Consider the following 19,906-nt stretch of genomic DNA (forward strand, 5'->3'; position numbering starts at 1 on the left):
CCTTCGCTCTTCACCGGGCGCTGGAGGCTTGTCGTCACCTCAACCTAGGTCCTCCCGCATGACACGCGCCGCTCACGTTGTGAGGGGCGCGGTCGCCCACCGTTACCAGTCTCCCACGCATGCCCCGACACCGACGTCGACCCAGACGAGATGACACCGGTGTGGCGGCTGGGATCCGGCCGACTCCGATCAGCGGAAGCCGGGGACCGGGCCACTATACCGATGGATCGGGACGGGGGTGGAGTCGCGCAGCCGGTGGTATCGACCCGGCTGGGCGATTCAGCCAGTGGTCATCGGGCGGTCACCCGGAGTGCTCACCGGACGATCCTCGACAGCCGCCGATCGGCCAGTGGCCGACCACCGGTCTGGCAGCCGGGGCAGTACTGGAGGCTGGAGTCGGCGAACGACACCTCCCGTACCGTGTCGCCGCATACCGGACAGGGCAGCCCGGTCCGGGCGTGCACCGCCAGTCCCGACCGCTTCTCCGCCTTCAGCTCCGCCGCCCGCTGGCCCACCGACCGGGCCACCGCGTCACCCAGCACCCGCCCGGTCGCCTCGTGCAGGGCCGCGAGCTGCGCGTCGGTCAGCTTGTCGGTGAGCGCGAACGGCGACAGCCTCGCCGCGTGCAGGATCTCGTCCGAGTACGCGTTGCCGACGCCGGCCAGGATCTGCTGGTCGGTCAGCACCCCCTTGACCTGGCCCCGCCGGCTGCGCAGCCGCTCGGCGAAGGTCGCCAGGTCGGCGGTGAGCGCGTCCGGGCCGAGCCGGGCCACCCCGGGCACCTGCCCCACGTCGGTCACCAGGTACGCGGCCAGGCTCTTCTGGGTGCCCGCCTCGGTCAGGTCGAAGCCGGAGCCGTCGTCGAGGCGGACCCGTACCGCGATCGGCCCCTTGCCGGGGCGCAGCGGGGTCGCCGACGGGAACGACTCCCGGTAGTGCAGCCAGCCGGCCCGGGCCAGGTGCGTCACCAGCCGCAGCTCGTCGTCGAACGTCACGTCCAGGAACTTGCCGTGCCGGCCGGCGCCGGTCACCGTCCGCCCGGCCACCGCGCCCGCCGGCGGGTCGTACGTCTTCAGGGCGCTGATCGCGGCGATCTCCAGCCGCTCGACCCGCCGCCCGACGGCACGTCGGCGCAGGTGATCGGCGAGCGCTTCCACCTCGGGCAGCTCAGGCACCTCCTAACGGTAGCCTTCGTACCCGTGAGCGTGAGGAACGAGCTTGCGAGTCCCGCAATCGCGAACGAAGGGCAAGCTCAGTGAGAATCGTGGTGGCGCACAACAGGTACCGCCAGGCCCAGCCGTCCGGCGAGAACACCATCGTCGACGCGGAGATCGCCCAGCTCACGGCGGCCGGCGTCGAGGTGCTGCCGTTCCTGCGCAGCTCCGACGAGATCCCCGCGATGTCCGGCGCGGCCAAGGCGCTGCTGCCGATCTCGCCGATCTACGCGCCGCGGGCGCAACAGGACCTCGGCCGGCTGCTCACCGAACACCGACCGGACGTGCTGCACCTGCACAACCCGTACCCGCTGCTCTCACCGTGGGTGGTGCGGACCGCGCACCGGCACGGCGTGCCGGTGGTGCAGACGGTGCACAACTACCGGCAGGTCTGTTCCTCCGGGGTGTACTTCCGGGACGGCGCGATCTGCCAGGACTGCAAGGGCCGGACGCTGGGCGTGCCGGCGATCCGCAACCGCTGCTACCGGGGCTCGACGGTGCAGAGCGCCCTGATGGCGACCACCCTGGCCGTGCACCGCCCCACCTGGCGGTCGGTGGACCGGTTCGTCGCGCTCACCTCGCAGATCGCCGCCCACCTGCGCGAGTACGGCATCCCGGCGGACCGGATCGTGGTCAAGCCGAACGGCATCCCCGACCCCGGCCGGCCCGCCCCGCTCGGCGAGGGCTTCTGCTATCTGGGTCGGCTCTCTCCGGAGAAGGGCCTCGGTCTGCTGCTCGACGCCTGGCGGCGGCACCCGGACGGCGCGCTCGGCCCACTGCGCATCGCCGGGGACGGCGAACTGCGGCACCTCGCCGAGGCGGCTACCGCCGAACGCGCCGACGTCACGTACCTCGGCTCGGTGGACCGGGACGGGGTGCGGGCGGTGATGGCGGCCAGCGCGGTGGTGATCGCCGCCTCGATGTGGCACGACGTGCTGCCGACCGTGGTGATCGAGGCGATGGCGAACGGGCGGCCGGTGCTCGGCACCGACCTGGGCGGCATCCCGTACCTGGTCGGCGCGGACGACCCGGCCGGCGCGGTGGGCTGGGTGGTGCCCGCCGACCCGGCCGCGATGGCCGCCGCCCTGCCGGTCGCGGCGGCCGGCGCGGCCGGGCTCTCCGCTGCGGCCCGGTTGCGCTACGAGGGCGCCTTCCACCCCGACGTGGTCACCAAACGCCTGATCGACGTGTACGCGGGCCTGCGGGGCGGGGCCCGCCCCAGGTAGCGGCAGCCCGTCGTCCCGACCGGCCGCGGCTCGACGGCGGCCGGGTCGGTGCGGCGGGGTGCTGCGCCCTCCCGCCTCAAGGTCAACTCGTCATCCCGGACATGGCGGTATCCGCTGTGCGGGACACCGCCTTTTCAGGGATCTCTCTCCGGGCGGAGCGCGCTGTCAGACGCGAATCGATCACCGGGACCGGTCGGGTGGGCGGCGGTTCAGCCGGGCAGGCTGTTGCGGGCCCGGTTGCGGGCCACCAGGGTCACCGGTACGGCGTGCCCGAGCACGCCGACGCCCCAGCCGAGGATCGGCCAGATCGGCCACGGGTACCAGGCGTCGGCGCTGACCGCGATGATCAGCCAGAGGGCGACCATGAACAGCGAGGCGGCCAGGTAGACGCCGACGTGGACGCGGACCCCCAGCAGGGCGGCCCGGGTCAGTCGGGCCCGGCGCTCGTCCCGGCCGATCCGGTGCAGCAGGTCCGGCGGCAGGTCGTGGGTGAGGGCGTCGAGGTCGGCGCGGTCCCGGGCCAGGGCGGCCCGCGCGCTGCGCTCCTCGAACTCGGCGAAGGTCAGGTAGTCGGCGCTGACCGCCTCGCTGAGCAGGGCGATGACGCGGTCGCGTTCGGGTCGGCCGACGCGGCGGCGGTCGGGACCGGCCGTCGACCGGGGCGCCCCGCCGGGCACGGCCGGGGTCTCCCGGGTGCCGGGGTCGATGGTCATCTTGCGGACACCTCCAGGAGGGCGGGTGGGACCGCGCGGCCCGGGGCCGGTCGGCGGAGCTTGATGTGAACGGCCTCTTACATCAATCAGTCTAGCCCCCGCCCGACACCCCCGCCAGCCAACTCGTGCCGTCCCGGTCGAGCGCCCGATCCCGCTGTCGGCGGAGTGTTAGTGTGCGTCAACATGACCGAGCGGGGACCGGAGGCGGCGGTGACCGGCGCGACCCGCGCCCGCTACCACCACGGAAACCTCCGGCAGGCGCTGATGGACGCCGCGGTCGACCTCATCGCCCGTCACGGCGTGCCGGGCTTCAGCCTCAACGCGGCGGCGCGGGCCGCGGGGGTGAGCACCGCCGCCCCGTACCGGCACTTCGCCACCAAGGAAGCGCTGCTGGCGGCCGTGGTGGAGCGCGGCTGGGACCAGTTCGGGGCGGCGCTGCGGGATGCCGCCGGGCGGCATCCCGACGATCCGCTGGAGCGGCTGGCCGCCCTCGGCCGGACGTACCTCGAATTCGCGGTCGACCGGCCGGCGGTGTTCCGGCTGCTCTTCGGCGAACGTGAGCGCGAGCCGCAGCGTTCCGCCGCCGGACCGGCCACCTTCGCCACCCTGCTGACCTGCGTACGGCAGGCGCGGGAGCAGGGCCAGACCCGGCCCGGCCTCGACGACCGGGGGGTCGCCCGGTCCGCGTGGGGGCTGGTGCACGGCCTGGCCACCCTGCACATCGACGACGTGCTGGGGGTCGTCGAGCCGGACGCCTCGCCGTACCGGCTGGGCGGCGCCGCCATCGACCTGTTCATCGACGGCCTGCGCGACCGTGCGCCGGGGCCCCCGGGGTCGCCAGGGTCGTCGGCCCGCCCGGGGCCGGGGGGCGTCGGCGGGGGCTGACCCGCCGTTACCGCTCGGGCGTCGGCCGTTCGTCACCGACCGGGTCGGTCTCCGGTGGCGCGGTACGCGCGCCGAGCACGCGGTCGACCAGCCGCCCGGGCACCGTGTCCGGCATGTCGCCGATCGACTTCCGCAACGACTCCATCGTCTCGTGAAGCTCTTCTTCTCTGATGTGGTCCATCGTTCGTGACCCTTCGGATCGATCTCCCCTCACACCTACGGAAAGTGACACCAAGACTACGGGGGATCAGCGTCGCTGCTCAAGTGCTGGTCAGGGTAGCGCGTGGTGGGAAGCTGCTCTCCAGTTCGGCTCCCGCCGGCCACCCGGGCCCCTGGGCGTCAGGCCGGTGACGGCGGCCAGCCCGAGCGGTGGGACGTCCAGGTAGAAGCTGGAGATCCCGTCCCGGGGCACCCGGTAGATCTCGTGCCACAACCCGACGCCACCGGCCGACGAGCGGACCATCCGCTCGAACTCCCGCCAGGCCGCCCGGTGCCGGTGCCCGGGGTCGGTGGCGAAGGCCAGCAGTTGCTCCCGACTGGCCCAGTACTGCAGGACCGTCATCTCCCGGGGGGTCGGACCGAAGAGGATCCGGTGCCCCCGGTAACCGGAGTCGTGGTCGTCGTGCAGATCGTCCAGCAGGCGCAGCATCGAGGTCACGACGCGCAGCCCGCCCCGCAGCGAACGCAGCCGGTTGATCCGCAGGCCGATCAGGAACAACGCGATGTCGGAGTCCGGGTCCGCGGCGTGGCGGCCGGGCGCCGGGGCGTCCGACGCCCGCGTCCCCGGCGGACCGCTGACCGTGCGTCGGAACGCGTCCACCCTCCGCCGGGCACGCACCGGACGTACCTCCCTCTCGAATCGCCGGGTCTGCGGCGGTGGCGTCGGGCCGGATCCGCCGACCCGACGCCACCGCCGCCGTCACACCCGGGCCCAGTCGGTCTCCCGTGGGCCGGAGTCGGCCAGCGGGCCGCTCCCGCCGCTCGACGGCGAACCGGTCGTCCCGGTGACCGCCGGCGAGACCGGGGCGTCGGCCGGGGTCGCGGTCGGCCCGGACGCCGGCTTCTGCCGGCGGATCAGCGCGCCGGCCAGGGCGCCCACGGCCACCACCGCGGCGCCGACGTAGAGCGCCGGGACAAGACCGTCGAAGAACGCCTGCGGACCGGCCGTCGGGTCCGGGCCGACCACGCCGCCGGACTGCTGGAAGACCGTGGCCAGGACGGCGATGCCGAGCGCGCCACCGATCTCCCGGACCGTGCTGTTCGCGCCGGAGGCCTTGCCGTGCTCGTGCTCGCGGACCGCGGCCAGCACCGTCGCCGAGTTGGGGGCGAAGGTGAGCCCCATGCCGGTACCGGCGACGATCATGGCCGGGATCAGCGCGGTGTACTCGCGGCCCGGCTCGGCCAGCGCGCCGATCCAGAAGAGCGCGCCGGCCTGCAGGGCGAGCCCGAGGGCCATCAGCGGGCCGCCGCCGATCCGGCTGGTCAGGATGCCCGCCACCGGGGCGAGGAACATCGGCATCAGGGTCCACGGCAGGGTCCGTACGCCCGCCTCCAGGGGCGAGTAGCCGAGCGGGCCCTGGAGGTACTGCACCAGCAGGAAGATCGAGCCGAAGACGCCGAAGTACATCGCCAGCGACACCAGGTTGCTCAGCACGAACGGCCGGCTGCGGTAGAAGGTCAACGGCAGCAGCGGGTCCCGGGTACGCCGCTCCCAGACCACGAAGAGGACGGCCAGCAGCGCGGCGCCGCCGAACGCGCCCAGGATCTCCGGGCTGCCCCAGCCCCGCCCCTCGGCCTCGACGATCGCCCAGACCGCGACGGTCACCGCGCCGCCACCGAGCAGCATGCCGAGCACGTCCAGGCCCTTGCCGTTGCCCCGGCCCTCGGCGAGCGCCCAGTAGACCAGACCGATCGCGGCCAGCCCGATCGGCACGTTCACCCAGAAGATCCACTGCCAGTTGAGCCCCTCGGTGACCGCGCCGCCGACCAGCGGGCCGACCGCCACGGCGGTGCCGGAGACCGCGCCCCAGAGCCCGACCGCCAGGTTGCGTCGGCGCTGCGGCACCCCGGCGGCGAGCAGGGTCAACGACAGCGGGAAGACCGCCGCCGCGCCGATGCCCTGTACCACCCGGGCGGCGATCAGCAGCTCGGTCGTCCCGGCCAGGGCGCAGGCGGCCGACGCCGCCACGAAGACCACGATGCCCCCGACGAAGACCCGGCGTCGGCCGAGCCGGTCGCCGAGCGCCGCCGCGGTCAACTGCAGGCCGGCGAAGGCCAGCACGTACGCGTTGACCACCCACTGGAGCTCGTTCAGGCTCGCGCCGAGGTCCTTGCCGATCTCGGGCAGCGCGTTGGTGACCACCAGGTTGTTCAGCGCCACCAGGAACATCGGGACGGAACTGGCCACGATGGTGGCCGCGAGACCACGGCGTGGACTCATCGGACGACTCCTTCCGGGAGCTGTCGGACGGACAGCGGGTACGGGGCCGGCGCGGGCCGGCGGACGGCGACGGCCAGGGTGTGGCCGGTGTTCAGGTGTCCAAGGTGGAACTGCCAGCGACGGTTCCGGGTCACGGGCAGCCGTGGGTCGTGCACCGCGACCGGGCCGTCCGGCACGCCGTGCACCTCGATGCGGTGGAAGCCGTACTGGAGGCCGGCGCCGAGCGCCTTGGTGTAGGCCTCCTTCGTCGCCCAGACGTCCACGACGGCCGCCGCCCGGCGACCCGGCTCGACGGCGTCCAGTCGGGCCAGTTCCCGGTCGGTCAGGGCCCTGCGGAAGTACGGCAGCGCCTCCGGGCGCAGCGGACCCTGCACGTCGACGCCGCAGGGCGCCCCCCGGGTGACCAGGCAGGCGATCAGCCCCTCGGTGTGCGAGAGGTTGAAGCGCAGCCCCCACGGGTTCGGCGACAGCTCCGGTCGGCCGTACCGGCCGGTGGTGAAGGAGAGCGCGGCCGGCCGAGTCCCGGCGTACCGGGCCAGCAGCAGCCGGCTCATCAGCCGGGCGCCCAGGCAGCGGCGACGCGCGCCCGACGTGGCCAGCCGGCCGATCCGGTCCAGCTCGCCGGTGGTGAGCACCTCGGCCGGGGGCAGGTCCGCGGCGAGCCGGGGCACCGCCGACTCGGCCAGCAGCCACACCGTCGCCCCGACCAGGTCGGCCACCCCGTCGTCGGGCGTCCGTCGTGGCCGGACCCCGACCGGGGCGGGGTGCCGGCGCGCCGGCGCGAGGACGCTCACCGTCGCTCCCCGGAGGCGCTGAGCTGGAACTGCCAGACCGAGAAGAGCCGGCGCTCGTCGTGCAGCCCACGCAGGATCTCCACCACCCGGTCGACCACGCCGACGTCGGTGACCGGCCGGGCCGGGTCGAACTGCCGCCACGAGCGTTCCAGGCTCATCAGCAGCAGCGCGCCGTCCGGGAACGGCTCGGCCAGCGCCCGGGCCGAGCGGGTGAACAGGTGCACCGTCGCGGCGGCGGCGTGGATCGCGCAGTACTGCTCGGCCAGCCGGAACAGCTCGGCGGTGCCGGCGAAGCCCCGGCCGTGCCCGGCGCGCAGCGCCTGCGTCTCCGCGTCGATGCGCTCCAGTTGGCCGTACAGCGTCTCGGCCACGTCGGCGGCCCGCAGCAGCCACTCCCGCTGCCGCTGGTCGGAGTGCGCCCCGGCCTGCTCCCGCAGCAGCCGGACCGAGTCCGGCAGCAGCAGCACGGTGTCGTCGCCGCCCCGGCTGAACAACTGCTGGTCCTCGGGCCGCCACTCCGGCAGGGTGGCGTCCAGGTCGTACTGCGCCTCGATCCGGGCCGCCGCCTCCGCGGAGACCGGGCCGCGCGCCGTCCTGAGCAGCCCCTCCAGTTGCAGGGCGATGTTCTTCAGGTTCACCACCGTGTTGCCGTCGGCGAAGATCGCCACCAGCACGTCCCGCAGCATCTTCTGGTAGATGCCGTAGTGCGGGTGCGAGCGCAGGTAGAGCCGCGCGCCGAGGACCACCGAGAGCTGGGACATCGTCCGCTCCAGCAGGGTCGGCACGAAGTACTTGACGGCCGACGAGAAGACGCTGGTCTGCCCCGGGTTGGCCTGCAACCCCCGCACCGCCCCGGTGCTGACGCACTCCGCCACGATCAGGTCCGCGAAACACTCGGCGAGCTGACGCCGGGTGTACGGCACGTCGACGACCTTCTGCCCGAAGATCACCCGCTCGGTGACGAAGTCCAGCGTCACCCGCAGGGCGGTGTCCACCGCGCCCAGCGCCATGCCGCTGATCGTCGTCCGGGCCACCTGCGCGCTCTTGAGCGCGATCTCCAGGCCCTGCCCCTCGGCGCCGAGGCGGGCCGAGTCCGGGACGAACAGCCGCTCCAGCCGGATGCCGCTCATGTCCAGGGCCCGCAGCCCGTGCAGCCGCTCGTTGGGCAGCTCCACCACCGCGCCGGCCGGGGCCTTGCGCTTCTCCACCGAGAAGATGGACCAGCCACCCGGGCCGCCCCGCTCGTCGGTACGCGCCTGCACGCTCACCGCGTCGGCGATGGTGGCGTTGCCGATCAGCCACTTCTCGCCGGTGAGCAGGTAGCCGCCCTCGACGCGTTCGGCGCGCATCTCGTTGCTGAGCACGTCGCTGCCGTGCTCCCGCTCGGAGAGCCCCCACGCCATCCGGGTGCCGTGGTTGATGGCGTCGACGAAGTACCGCTTCTGCTCGTCGGTGCCGGCGATCCAGGCCGGCATGAACGCCAGGTCGGTGAGCATCAGCGCGGTCGCCGACGTGGGGTCCCGGCGGGCCACCAGCCGCAGCAGGTTGAAGCCGACCTCCACGTCGCCGGCCCGCCCGCCGAAGGCCGCCGGCAGGCAGTACTCGTGCAGTCGCCAGCGTTGCAGCAGGCCCACCAGCTCGTGCGGGAACTCCTCGCGCTCGTCGTAGCCCAGCACCGTCGCGAAGGACATCGGGCTCGACGGGTCGTGCGGGTCACCCAGGTAGCGCTCCAGCTCCTCGGCCAGCGCGATCTGGTGCTTGACGGTCACGGGAGGTCCCCCTTCCTCTTGTCGGCGCGGTCGTGTTCGGCCAGCGGCAGCGCGGTCACGGAGAGCAGCCGGCCGTCGGCGTGCAGCCGGGCCAGCGACCGGTACGTCGGTTCCACCAGGTCGGCCGGGAGCCGCCAGACGCCGCCCTGGGCCCGGGCCAGCAGGACGCCGACCGTGGCGGCCAGCCAGGCCGGGTCGCCGGCACGGCCGCCCAGCAGCGGCTGCTCCCGGTTGGCCCACCACAGGTGCACGCAGCTCGCGGCGGCGTGCAGGAAGCAGAACCGTTCCGCCTCCTCCAGCAGGTCCGGCGCGGTCCGGCCCCGGTGGCTCTCCAGCAGCCCGGCCACCCGGGCGAGCTCACCGGCCAGCGCGGTACGCAACCGGGCGACCGCCTGCGCGGCGGCGTCGGCGAGCGGACCGCCGACGGCGGCGAGCTCGGCCCGTACCCGGTCGGCGACCAGCGGCAGGCCACCGGTGACCGGGTCGTCCCGGCCGGCCACCGCCAGCGCGTCCAGCCGGACCGGCGGCGGTGGCGTGGACAGGTCGAACAGCGCGGCGGTGTCCAGCGTGGAGCCGGGCTGGCCGGTCAGCGCCCACTGGGTCAGCACGGTGCCGACCAGGCGCAGGTTCGCCACCGGCCCGGTGTCGATGTGCCGGACCACCGCGTTGTCCCGGCGGAACGTGTCGAAGGCGGCGGCGAAGCCCTCCCGCAGCAGGGCGTGGGTGCCGAGCAGGTCGCCGCAGCGCTGGAAGACGTCCGCCGAGGCGTCCGTGCAGACCTGCTTCACCACGCTCGACCAGAGCCCCTGCGCCTTCGGCGCGAGGTGCAGCGCGCGGGCCGCGCCGAGCGCGCCGGCCTCCATCGCCAGCAGCGTGGCGGCGGCCGTGGCGAGCTGCCGCCGGGTCGGCGTCAGGTCGGCCAGCGGCCGGTCGGCGACCCGGTGGGTGGCGGCGAAGTCCGACGCCCAGCGCAGCGCCGAGTCGGCGGCGGCCAGGTTCGCCCCGGTGCTCATCACCCGGACGTACTGCATCGCCCGCATCGCCACGTCCAGACCCCGCCCGACCGGCCCCACCAGGGCCTCCGCCGGGACCGGGACGCCGGCGAAGTCGAAGCCGGTCAGACCGATCCCGCGCATCCCGCTGCTGCGGCGCACCCCGGTACGGCAGGCCGCGACCACCGGCCCCTCCAGCAGCACCAGCGTGAACGCGCCCGGACCCCGTCGCCCGGTACGGGCACAGACCAGCAGCGCCTCCGCCCGGTCCCCGAGCCCGACCAGCCACTTGTCGCCCCACAGCCGGTAGCCGCCGGAACCGTCCGGCTCCAGCCGGCAGCCGTTGGCGAGCAGGTCGCTGCCGTGCTCCACCTCGGTCAGCGCGAAGCCGACCGCGCCGCCCCGGCCGAGCAGCTCCACCACCCGGGCCCGCTGGCCGGCGTCCCCGGCCAGCAGGACGCAGGTGGCGGCGGTGATGCTGAACATGGTCGCCGGCATCACCGTCAGGTCCCGCCGGGCGGCGACCCGTACCGTCATCAGGGTCTCGTCGGCGCCGCCCAGCGTGCCCCCGTCGGTCTGCGGCACGTAGGAGCGGCGCAGCGCCGGGCCGACGGCGGCGGCCAGCGCCTCCGGGAAGGCCGCCGCCTCGTCCCGGGCCACCGCCGCGTCGAAGCCGTACGGGTTGCGCCAGTCGGTGGGGTCGCCGAGCGACCGGTCCAGGTCGGCGGCGACGGCGAACCGGGTCAGCGGCCCGGCCTCCAGGGTGCCGGTCATGCCGACGCACCCCCCGGCCGGTACGACCGCGCCGACACCGGCAGCCGGATCCCGCTCAGGGTGAGCTGCTGCACCCGGCTGGCGTACGCCGCGCCGCGCATCAGCTCCGCCGCCACCCGGGCCACCCGGCGGTTGCCCGGCTCGGCCAGGTCGGTGCCGGCCACCCACTCGTTGAACGCGCCCATCGCCGGGCCGCACCACACCTGGTAGTCCGGGGCCCGGTCGCCCTCGCCGACGCTGGCCCAGCGGGAGGCCATGCCGAGGTACCAGCGGAAGATCAGCGCCATCTTGCGGCGCGGCTCCCGACCGGCCCGTGCCAACTGCTCCGGGTCGCGGCGGGTGAAGTACTCCCGCACGTCGGTCCAGATGTCGTCGAGCGGCCGGCGGAAGATCTGGGTCTCCAGCCGGGCGCGTTCGTCGGCCGGCAGCGCCTCGATGCCGTCGTAGAGCTTGTACAGCTCGTACAGCCGGCGGGCCCGCATCGGGAAGAGGGTGCCCTTGCGGAGCACCTGGAGGTCCACGCCGAGCTCGAACATGTCGGCCGCCGGGGCCATGTCGCAGTCGGCCACCCCGGCCGCGGCGAGCATCCGACGGACCTGGTCGGAGGTGCCCGACTCGACGCACGCCTGGTGCACCGAGCCGACCACCACGTAGTCGGCGCCCAGGCCGTACGCGGCGGCGACCGAGGTCGGGGTGCCCAGCCCGCCGGCGGCCCCGATCCGCACCGGGTACCCGAGGCGGCGCTGGGCCTCCTCGCGCAGCGCGGCGATCACCGGGAACAGGGCGACCAGCGGACGCCGGTCGGTGTGCCCGCCGGAGTCACCCTCGACGGTGATGTCGTCGGCCATCGGCACCAGCCGGGCCAGCTCCGCCTGCTCGGCGGTGACCAGCCCCCGGGCCAGCAGGTCGGCGACCATCGACGCGGGCGGCGGGGCGAGGAACTTCGCGGCGACCTCGGGGCGGGACACCTTGGCGACGACCCGGTTGCCGACCGCGACCCGGCCCTGCGGGTCCCGGCCGAGGCCGGCGACCCGGTAGCGGACGATGTGCGGGGTGAGGTCCATGAAGGCCGACGCCTCCACGCAGCGCACCCCGTGCCGCAGGAACAGCTCCACCCCGGCGCGCTCCAGTTGCTCCTCGCTCGGGGCGTGGATCAGGTTCACCGCGTACGGCAGGCCCCCGAGCTCGCCGCGGAAGCGCAGCAGGGCCCGCTCGATGCGCTCCGGCAGCAGCCCGGCCGCGCCGAAGGAGCCGAGGTACCCGGCCCGGGCCAGCTCGACGGTCAGGTCCTCGGAGGCGATCCCGCCGGCCATCGCGCCACCCATGTAGGCGTAGCGCACGCCGTGGCGGGCTCGGAAACCGGCGTCACCGAGGCGTTCCGGGGTGAGCGGGCCGACGGCGGCGAGCACCGTGGTCGTCGCGGCGGGCTGCTGGTTGGTCACGCCGATCCCGTTGCCGGCGCGGACCACGTACACCGGCTCCTCCAGCCGGGCCAGGGCGGCCCGGATCCCGGCGGGATCGACGTGCGCCGGGCTCTGCCCGACGGGTACGGCACGTCCGGCGGTGGCGACGGCCGGTTGGACGGTGACGGTCATGACGGCTCACTCTCCCCGGCCGGCGGCGCCGCCGGACCGAACCTCGACAGCGACATCGGTCAACTCGTAGATGCGCAGGCCCGGCTTCCAGACGCTGGCGTCCGCGACGACCAGCAGCCGGTCGGCCTCCCGGCGGATCTCCTTCACGTGCAGGTCGAAGGTCATCTCCCGGTCGGTGCGCAGGATCTGGCCCCGGTACTTCCAGCCCATCGCCACGTCCACCGGGGAGGCGAAGCGGGCGTCCGGGACGTCGTCGGCGAGCCCGGCCTCGATCACGTACGCCTGGAGGCCCTGGATCACCGACTCCACGCCGAGCGAGCCGGGCATCACCGGGTCGCGGTGGAAGTGGCAGGTGAAGTACCAGTCGGCCGGGTCGATCACCCGGGTGCCGAGCAGGTAGCCCCGGCCGTACCGGCCGCCGTCGGTGACCACGGTGACCTCGTCGACCAGCTCCAGGTGCCCGTCGCCGAGACGCAGCCCGCTGCGCGGGTCCGGGGTACGCCAGCGCTGGTCGGCGCGGACCGGCAGCCGGCGGACCCGGTCGTCGGTCAGGTCGGTCTGCTCCTCGAGCCACGGCGCGACGTACTGGCCGGAGTCCAGCCCCACCTGGTTGGCCAGCGCCGCCTCGACGAAGTAGCCGAACATCGACTCACCGACGTAGAAGACCTCGCCGTCGGCGGAGAGCTCGTACCGGAAGCTCTGCAGGGTCGCGCCGGTGACCGCCTGGCTGGAGAGCATCGTGGTGTGCTGCCGGATCGTCCTGCCGGCCAGGTCGATGTCCTTGACCAGGGTGGCCTTGCCGTCCAGGTTGCGGATGGCGAACTCGTCGTCGGGGTGGGCGAGGGTCGCGCCGAGGTAGTAGCCGCAGAGGATCGCCGCCTGGAGCGAGGTCTCCATCAGCACGCAGTTCGGCATGTTGCCGGTCGGGCTGTCGGCGTAGTACCAGGCCTCCGGCGGGGAGTCGTACTCGGTGACCATCTCGGCGCCCGGCTTCAGCACGCCCCGCTCGCCCTTGAGCGACATGATCCGGTCGACGAACTGGAAGTCGCCGTTGGGGATGTGCGGCGCCCGCCGGTCGCGGTAGATGTCGAACTCGGGGCCCATCGCGGTGCCCAGGTCGCCCTTGGCGGCGTGCGCCAGGTGCAGCTCGTTGATGAACGCGGTCTCGCCGAGGGCGTTGCGCCGGCCGAGGAACTCCGGGATCCCGCCCGCGCCCGGCCGGTACGGGGCGCCCGGCTTCTCCCGGATCTGCACGCCGAAGTTGCGCATCGCCACCATCGGCTTGTCGCCGACGTAGACGGTCAGGTCGGCGATCACCGTCGGGCGGGGCAGCATGGTCAGCTCGATGATCTCCGCGTGGTACCGGATCTCGGTGGTCTCCGGGGTGATCTGGCCACGCACCTTGACCTCGGTGCGCAGCCCCGGCACCGACTGGAACTCGGCGTCCGGCAGGACCAGGTGCATGCCCAGGTACATCGCGTACGTCTGGAGCAGTTGCACGCCGCCCTCGGCGACCAGCGAGCCGGCGAGCACCGGGTCGCCGGGGAAGTGGCAGGTGAAGTACCAGCCGTCCGGCGTCAGCCGCTTGACCGCGGTCAGCTCGCCGAGCCCGCACGGCCCGCCGAGCCGGTCGATCTGCGGGATCTCGTCGATCATGCGCAGCATCCCGGCGGGCAGCCGCAGCGAACGGTTCGCGTCGCCCTGCTCCCAGGCCGGGCCGAAGACCTCGGCGCGGCGGCCCTCGGACAGCAGCTCCAGGTCCGCGGCGTCCAGGGCGGCGCGGTCGGTCCGAGCCAGCGGCTTGAACCAGGTCCGCTTGAGCTCCGCGCGCCGCCGACGGTCGGCGTCGCTGAGGATCACCCCGAGGGAGTTGTCCAGCTCGTTGCGGTTGAAGTACCCGGCGCAGGCGTCGAGCAGCTCCAGGATCAGCTCCCCGTCGGCGTAGCACTTGTAGCTGAAGAAGAACAGCAGCGCGTCGTTGTTCCAGACGAACCGGTTGATCGAGATGTCGTAGCGCAGCGTCTGGCCCTCGCGGGGCAGCGGGCCGTGGAAGACCAGGGTGCTGTCCAGCAGCCGGTAGACCCGCTCACCCTTGTTGCGCAGGTCGATGCCGAGGTAGCTGATCAGCAGCAGGTCGCACTGCCCGGCCTCGATGGTGACCGCGCAGGGCACCAGACCGTCCACGCTGTACCAGGCGCCGACCGGCACGTCGTACTCGGTGGTGATGGTGGACGGCTCGAAGACCCCGCGTCGCCCGGTCAGCTCGGTGACCCGGGTGACGAACAGGTACGGCGGCTCGGGCAGCCGGGTCCGCACCGGGTAGCTGTCGACCTCCGCGTAGTCCGGCCCGAAGACCTTCGCCACCTGGCCGGAGGCGAACTCCAGCAGGTCCGCCTCGTCCCAGATCGGACGCGCGCCGGTCGGCTCGGGCGTGCCGCCGCCGGTGCCGTTGCCGCCGCCGCCGGCGGTGCCGTTGCCGCCGCCGCCGGCGGTGCCGTTGCCGCCGCCGCCGGCGGTGCCGTTGCCGCCGCCGCCGGCGGTGCCGTTGTCGCCGCCGCCGCCCGGCCGTCCCGGGCCGGTCGTGCCGTCGACGGAGAGCTCCAGCCGGGTGACCGCGTTGTCGATGATCACGTGGTGGGCGCGCAGCGCCGCCCGGTGCGCCTCGGCGACCCGGCCGGCCAGGGCCTCCACCGCCGCCACCGGGTTCGGCGCGGGACGCTGGAGCTGCCCGGCCGACCAGCGCGTACGCAGCCGCTGCGGGCCGGTGCGCGGCGCGTGCACCCGACGCGTCGGCAGCGTGCCGTCCCCGTCGACGAGCGCGGTCAGCTCGGCGACCGAGATGTGCCGATCCGGGGGCTCGACCGACCGGCCGGTGGGGGCCGACGTCGCCGTGGCGGGCGTGGGCGTCGCGGTCGGGGACGTCGCGGTCGGGGCGGACGCCGCGGACGCGGCGGGGGGCAGAAAGACGAACGGCTCACCGTCGACGGTGATGATCTCTTCGGGCCAGTGGACGGTGGGATCGGTCATGGCGGGGGGCACCACCTCGGGGGCCTGCGGGACGACGGTCGGCGTCTCGCGTTCGGTCTGGTTGAGGACTTCGGCGGCCCGGTCGGCGACCCGCCGGACGATCGACTCACCGCCACAGGGGACGGTCCGCACCAGGCGGCGGCCAGCGGCGGCCTCCACCACGGGCTCGTCGCCGCCGAGCAGCCGACCCAGGTCGACGGGGAGGCCGTGACTGGCCAGCCGGGCCAGCGCCTGGGCGAGAGCGGTGGCCACCGGCACGCCCCGGCGGTCCACCGAGACCGCCACGTGCGGCTGGCCGGCGAGGGTCTCGCCGATCCAGCGGGCGCAGGTCGCGCCGGGACCCACCTCGACGAAGAAGCGGAAACCCCGGTCGTACGCGGTGCGGGTGAGCTGGGCGAAGTCGATGGTGCTGCGCAGCGTCCAGGCGATCCGCTCGGCGATGGTGTCCAGGTCGGTCGGGTCGACCCGGTCGTTGTCGAAGGCGGAGAGCAGCTCCAGCGCGGGCTCGGCGACGCCCGCCGGGTACCGGTTCAGCTCGGCCAGCTCGGCCAGCCCCGGGTCGACCACCGGGCAGTGCATCACGTGGTTGGCCGGCGCCTTGGCGGCCTGGCAACCGACCCGCCTGATCAGCTCCTTGACCTGGGCCGGGTCACCGCCCACCACCACCTCTCGGGGGGTGTTGACGTGGGTGAGGAAGACCCGGTCCAGGCCGGCCATCCCGGCCCGTACCGGCTCCTCGCCGGCGAGCAGGACGTAGCTGGCCCAGACCGCGCTGTCCGGGGTGTCCGCCGGCAGCGACCAGGTCTCGCGGACCAGGTGCTTGGGGCCGCGCAGCCGGTCCCGGAACAGCGGCGTGGCCGCCAGCTTCGCGTCGTCACGGGCGGCGGCGGCCCAGACGTCCATCGCGAAGAGCATGCTGCTCTCGCCGAGGCTGTAGCCGAAGCCGCCCTGCGGGACGATGCCGAGCACGTCCCGCAGCAACTGGGTACGGAGCACCGCGGTGTTGGTGCCGGTGGCGAGCAGGACCGGGATCTCCTCGATCAGCCGTTCCTCGTGCCGCATCAGGTCCCGGCGCTGCGTCGGCCGCGCGCCACGCGGATACAGCCAGCGGTGCTTGAACCGGTCCCGGGGCCGGTCCGCCTCGGCCTCGAAACGCTCCAGCAGACCGGGGAAGAGCCGGAACAGGTCCCGGTCCACGCCCGGGTAGCTGGTGAACGCGCCGGGGTAGACGAACGCGACCCGACCCTCGCCGACCGGACGGCCGGTGCAGAAGCTTCCGGCCGGGGTGGCCCACTCGCCGCCCTCGTCGAGCACTGCCGGCAGGTCCCGCTCGGCGGCGTCGAGCTCCCGGCGCAGCCGCTCGCCGTCCGCGGCGACCAGCACGGCGGTGAAGCGTCGGCTGCCGCTGTGCGGGGCCGCCTCGCGGCACAGCTCCCACGGGTCGCGGCCCTGCTCCAGCGCGGACCGGTGCCGCCGGACCAGGTCGGTCATGCCGGTCGCGTCGTCGGCGCTGACCGCCAGCATCAGGTGCCCGGTGGTGGACCGCCAGTCGACCTCGACCCGCGTGCCGACGGTGTCCGCGCCCGCCACGACCAGGTGCGCGGCCGTGTCCGCGCCGGCCAGCGGCCGGGTGTCCCAGGCCGCCACGGCGGCGACCCGGGGGGCGTCCCGGCGGCGACGCAGCCACGGCATCGCCTCGGTCGACACCTCCAGCCGGGAGGCCGGCAGCCCGGTCAGCGCCTCGCGCAGCGGCACGGGCGTGGCGGGCAGCTCGGCCCGGTGCAGCCAGCACGCCGCGTTGACCAGCGCGGTCAGCACCGAGGCCTGCTGGGTCTCGCCCACCAGCGCGGCGGCCCCACCGATCACGCAGCCACCCCCGGCCCCGCCGACCGGGCTGTCATCGCCGTCGTCGGAAGCGCCGACCAGACCGCCACCCTCGGGGGCGCCGCCCGGCCAGGCCCCGGCCAGGTCGGCCAGCACGTCGGCGGCGGATGACGAGGCCAGCTCCAGGTAGTCCACCTCGGTGACGTCCCGGCCGGCGGCGGCGAGTCCGGCGCGGCTCGCCGCGGCCAGCGCCGCCCCCGCGCCGGCCGGGTCGCTGGTCACCGCCACCGACTCCACGGTGGCGTAGACCCGCCGCCCGGCGGTGGCGTCGGGCCGGGTCACCACGACCACGGCCGCGCTGTCCCCGACCACCGGCGGCACGGTCGCGCCGGCGGCGGCCACCGCGGCCCGGGTGATCACGTTCTCGACGCCGCCGGCCAGGTCCACCCCGCCGACCACGACCGCCTCCACGGTCGGGTCGAGCAGCAGCAGTTGGGCCACCTCCAGGGCGCGGGCCCCGGAGGTCGCATCGGCGGCGACCGTGAACGACGGGCCGACCAGGTTCCGCGAGGAGGAGATCCGGCTGGCCATGATGCTGCCGATGTAGCTGAGCACCTCGTTCGCGCCGATCGGGTCGTGCACCCCGCCGCGTACCGCGCTCTCCAGCCGGGCCAGCGTCTCCTCGTCGAGGCTCAGCCCGGCCCGCGCGCACTCCGCGCGCACGTGCGCGCCGATGTCGAAGCGGGCCCGGTGGGTGTGGGTACGCGGCTCCATCTCCATCGCGACGACCACCGCCACCCGCCGCTTCGGCAACTGATCGGCGCGTACCCCGGCCGGCGGCGGGTCGTAGCCGGCGTCGGCCAGCGCCTGCTCGGCCGCCTCGAAGAGGAGCAGGTGCTGCGGGTTGGCGAAGTCCAGCTCACCCGGGGGGATCCGGTAGGTCCGGGCGTCCACGTCGACGGTCTCGGCGTACCCGGCCCGCCCGGCGTTCTCCGGGGCGGCCCCGTCGAGCCCGTACCAGCGGTGTTCCGGGCGGTCGACCAGCGCCGGCGTGCCGGTGCGGGCGACGGCCTGCCAGGCCGCCACGTCCTGCACCGGCCCGGCCCGCAGCCCCAGCCCGACCAGGGCGAGCCGCCCGCCGCCGGCCGCGTTCTCCCCGGCGGCGGCGACCTCGGTGGTCCCGCCGGCCGGGGTGACCTCCGAGGCCGTTGCGGCCGGGTCGGTCTTCGGGGTCAGCACCGCGTCGGCGGCGGCGTCGGTGGTCAGGACGGCGTGCGCGTTGATGCCGCCGAAGCCGAACGCCGAGACCGCCGCGACCCGGTGCGTCGCGTCCCGGTCGGTGCGCGGCGCCGGCCAGGACGCCTCGGCCCGAACCACCCGGTCGGCGGCCGGCAGCGCGTCGGCGGGACGCAGCGGCTGCTCCACCCCGGGCGTCGCCGGGAGGGTGCCGTGCCGCAGCGCCAGGATCGCCTTGAGCATGCTGGTGAAGCCGGCGACGGTGAGCAGGTGCCCCACGTTGCCCTTGACCGAGCCCAGCAGCGGCACGCCGCCCCGCCCGGTGAAGAACTCGGCCACCCCGCGCAGCTCGGTGCCGTCGCCGAGCGGGGTGCCGGTGGCGTGGCACTCGATGTAGTCGACCTGCGCCGGGTCCAGGCCGTTGTCCAGGTAGGCGCGCTGGTACGCCTCCATCTGGCCGTCCTTGCGCGGGGTGAGCAGGTGCCCGCCGGCCCCGTCGTTGCTCAGCCCGATCGGACCGAGCACCGCGTGGATGGTGTCGCCGTCGCGCCGCGCGTCGGCGAGCCGCTTCAGGACGAAGATGCCGGTGCCCTGACCGGTGACGATGCCCGCCGACCGGGCGTCGAAGGGCTGGCTGGTCCCGTTGGCGGGGAACGCCTGTAGATCGGAGAAGGACAGGTGGATCAGGAGCGGGTCCGGGGCGCAGACCGCCCCGGCCAGCATCACGTCGGCCTGGCCCGTGACCAGGTAGCCCCGGGCCAGGTACAACGCGTACAACGCGGAGGAGCAGGCCGCGTCCAGGGTCAGCCGGGCGCCGCCGAGGCCCAGGGCGTCGGCGAGCACCGTGGCCGGCAGACCGAAGGGCCACAGCTCCGCCGGGTCGGCGTCGGACGCGTCCGTCCGCGCCGACTCCGGCAGGTCCAGCCCCGCCTGCCGCAGGCCGGCGGTCACCGCGTCCCGGACCAGCGGCAGGCAGGCCCGCACCGACGACTCGGTGGGGAAGGCGTAGTTGCCCAGGACCACGCCGGTCCGGGCCAGCGCCGGCGAGTCCTCGCCGATGCCGGCGTCGGCCAGCGCCCGGCGGGCGGTGTGCAACGGCCACCGGACCACCTTGTCCAGCCGACCCAGCGTCTCCGCCGGGATCCGCAGACCGGTCAGGTCGATGGTGGGCTCGGTGACGAACCCGCCCCGGGTGGCGGTGACCCGGTGCTCCGGGTCACCCCACCCGCCGGGGACGGTCTCGTCCGTGCCGAACACCTCGCGGCCCCCGGGGCGACGCAGGTCCGCCCCGGACCGTAGGTTGGCCCAGAACTGCTCGGGTGAATCCGCGCCGGGCAGCAGGCAGGAGACCCCGACGATAGCCACGGGCTCCTGACCGGTGCTGGTCCCCGCGACATGCTCTGGCGTGGACATGACT

12 protein-coding genes are annotated in these 19,906 nt (G+C 74.6%); 2 read left to right on the plus strand and 10 right to left on the minus strand.

The annotated features are described in order from the left end of the window. Positions 1-314 precede the first annotated feature (314 nt). Positions 315-1,175, minus strand: a complete 861-nt coding sequence (locus O7606_RS19610; protein WP_281595475.1) for a DNA-formamidopyrimidine glycosylase family protein — start codon at positions 1,173-1,175, stop codon at positions 315-317. An 80-nt stretch (positions 1,176-1,255) separates the two neighbouring features. On the opposite strand from O7606_RS19610, the gene O7606_RS19615 reads away from it, so the two are divergent. Then, positions 1,256-2,440, plus strand: coding sequence for a glycosyltransferase (locus O7606_RS19615; RefSeq protein WP_281595476.1), 1,185 nt, complete (start codon positions 1,256-1,258; stop codon positions 2,438-2,440). A 209-nt stretch (positions 2,441-2,649) separates the two neighbouring features. Here the strand turns inward: O7606_RS19615 and O7606_RS19620 are convergent, their stop codons facing one another. After that, positions 2,650-3,153, minus strand: a complete 504-nt coding sequence (locus O7606_RS19620; protein ID WP_281595477.1) for a DUF1707 domain-containing protein — start codon at positions 3,151-3,153, stop codon at positions 2,650-2,652. Positions 3,154-3,336: 183 nt separating this feature from the next. Between O7606_RS19620 and O7606_RS19625 the strand changes: the two genes are divergently transcribed. Next, entirely contained in the window at positions 3,337-4,038 is a 702-nt protein-coding gene (locus O7606_RS19625; protein ID WP_281595478.1) for a TetR/AcrR family transcriptional regulator, read from the plus strand. A gap of 7 nt (positions 4,039-4,045) precedes the next feature. Here the strand turns inward: O7606_RS19625 and O7606_RS19630 are convergent, their stop codons facing one another. The 8 genes from O7606_RS19630 to O7606_RS19665 form a co-directional block, all read right to left on the minus strand. Then, positions 4,046-4,219 (minus strand): hypothetical protein, encoded by a 174-nt coding sequence (locus O7606_RS19630; RefSeq protein ID WP_281595479.1) that lies wholly within the window; start codon positions 4,217-4,219, stop codon positions 4,046-4,048. 90 nt (positions 4,220-4,309) lie between these two features. After that, entirely contained in the window at positions 4,310-4,876 is a 567-nt protein-coding gene (locus tag O7606_RS19635; RefSeq protein WP_281595480.1) for a DUF4188 domain-containing protein, read from the minus strand. 81 nt (positions 4,877-4,957) lie between these two features. Continuing rightward, complete coding sequence (locus tag O7606_RS19640) at positions 4,958-6,478, minus strand: DHA2 family efflux MFS transporter permease subunit (RefSeq protein ID WP_281595481.1); 1,521 nt, start codon at positions 6,476-6,478, stop codon at positions 4,958-4,960. Further along, the gene (locus tag O7606_RS19645; protein ID WP_281595482.1) at positions 6,475-7,272 is read right to left on the minus strand and encodes a 4'-phosphopantetheinyl transferase superfamily protein; all 798 of its coding nucleotides are present in this window, start codon (positions 7,270-7,272) and stop codon (positions 6,475-6,477) included. Before O7606_RS19645 ends, O7606_RS19640 begins: the two co-directional genes overlap by 4 nt. Beyond that, a complete protein-coding gene (locus O7606_RS19650) occupies positions 7,269-9,041 on the minus strand; it encodes an acyl-CoA dehydrogenase family protein (RefSeq protein WP_281595483.1) in 1,773 nt (590 codons plus the stop codon). Before O7606_RS19650 ends, O7606_RS19645 begins: the two co-directional genes overlap by 4 nt. Further along, positions 9,038-10,807 (minus strand): acyl-CoA dehydrogenase, encoded by a 1,770-nt coding sequence (locus O7606_RS19655; RefSeq protein ID WP_281595484.1) that lies wholly within the window; start codon positions 10,805-10,807, stop codon positions 9,038-9,040. The genes O7606_RS19650 and O7606_RS19655 overlap by 4 nt, the downstream gene beginning before the upstream one ends. Then, positions 10,804-12,402 carry a PfaD family polyunsaturated fatty acid/polyketide biosynthesis protein gene (locus O7606_RS19660; RefSeq protein WP_281595485.1) on the minus strand — a complete coding sequence of 533 codons (1,599 nt, stop codon included), beginning with the start codon at positions 12,400-12,402 and terminating at the stop codon, positions 10,804-10,806. Before O7606_RS19660 ends, O7606_RS19655 begins: the two co-directional genes overlap by 4 nt. A gap of 6 nt (positions 12,403-12,408) precedes the next feature. After that, positions 12,409-19,902, minus strand: coding sequence for a beta-ketoacyl synthase N-terminal-like domain-containing protein (locus O7606_RS19665; RefSeq protein WP_281595486.1), 7,494 nt, complete (start codon positions 19,900-19,902; stop codon positions 12,409-12,411). Positions 19,903-19,906: the final 4 nt, after the last annotated feature.

The sequence above is a fragment of the Micromonospora sp. WMMD882 genome (assembly GCF_027497255.1).
Lineage (GTDB): Bacteria > Actinomycetota > Actinomycetes > Mycobacteriales > Micromonosporaceae > Micromonospora.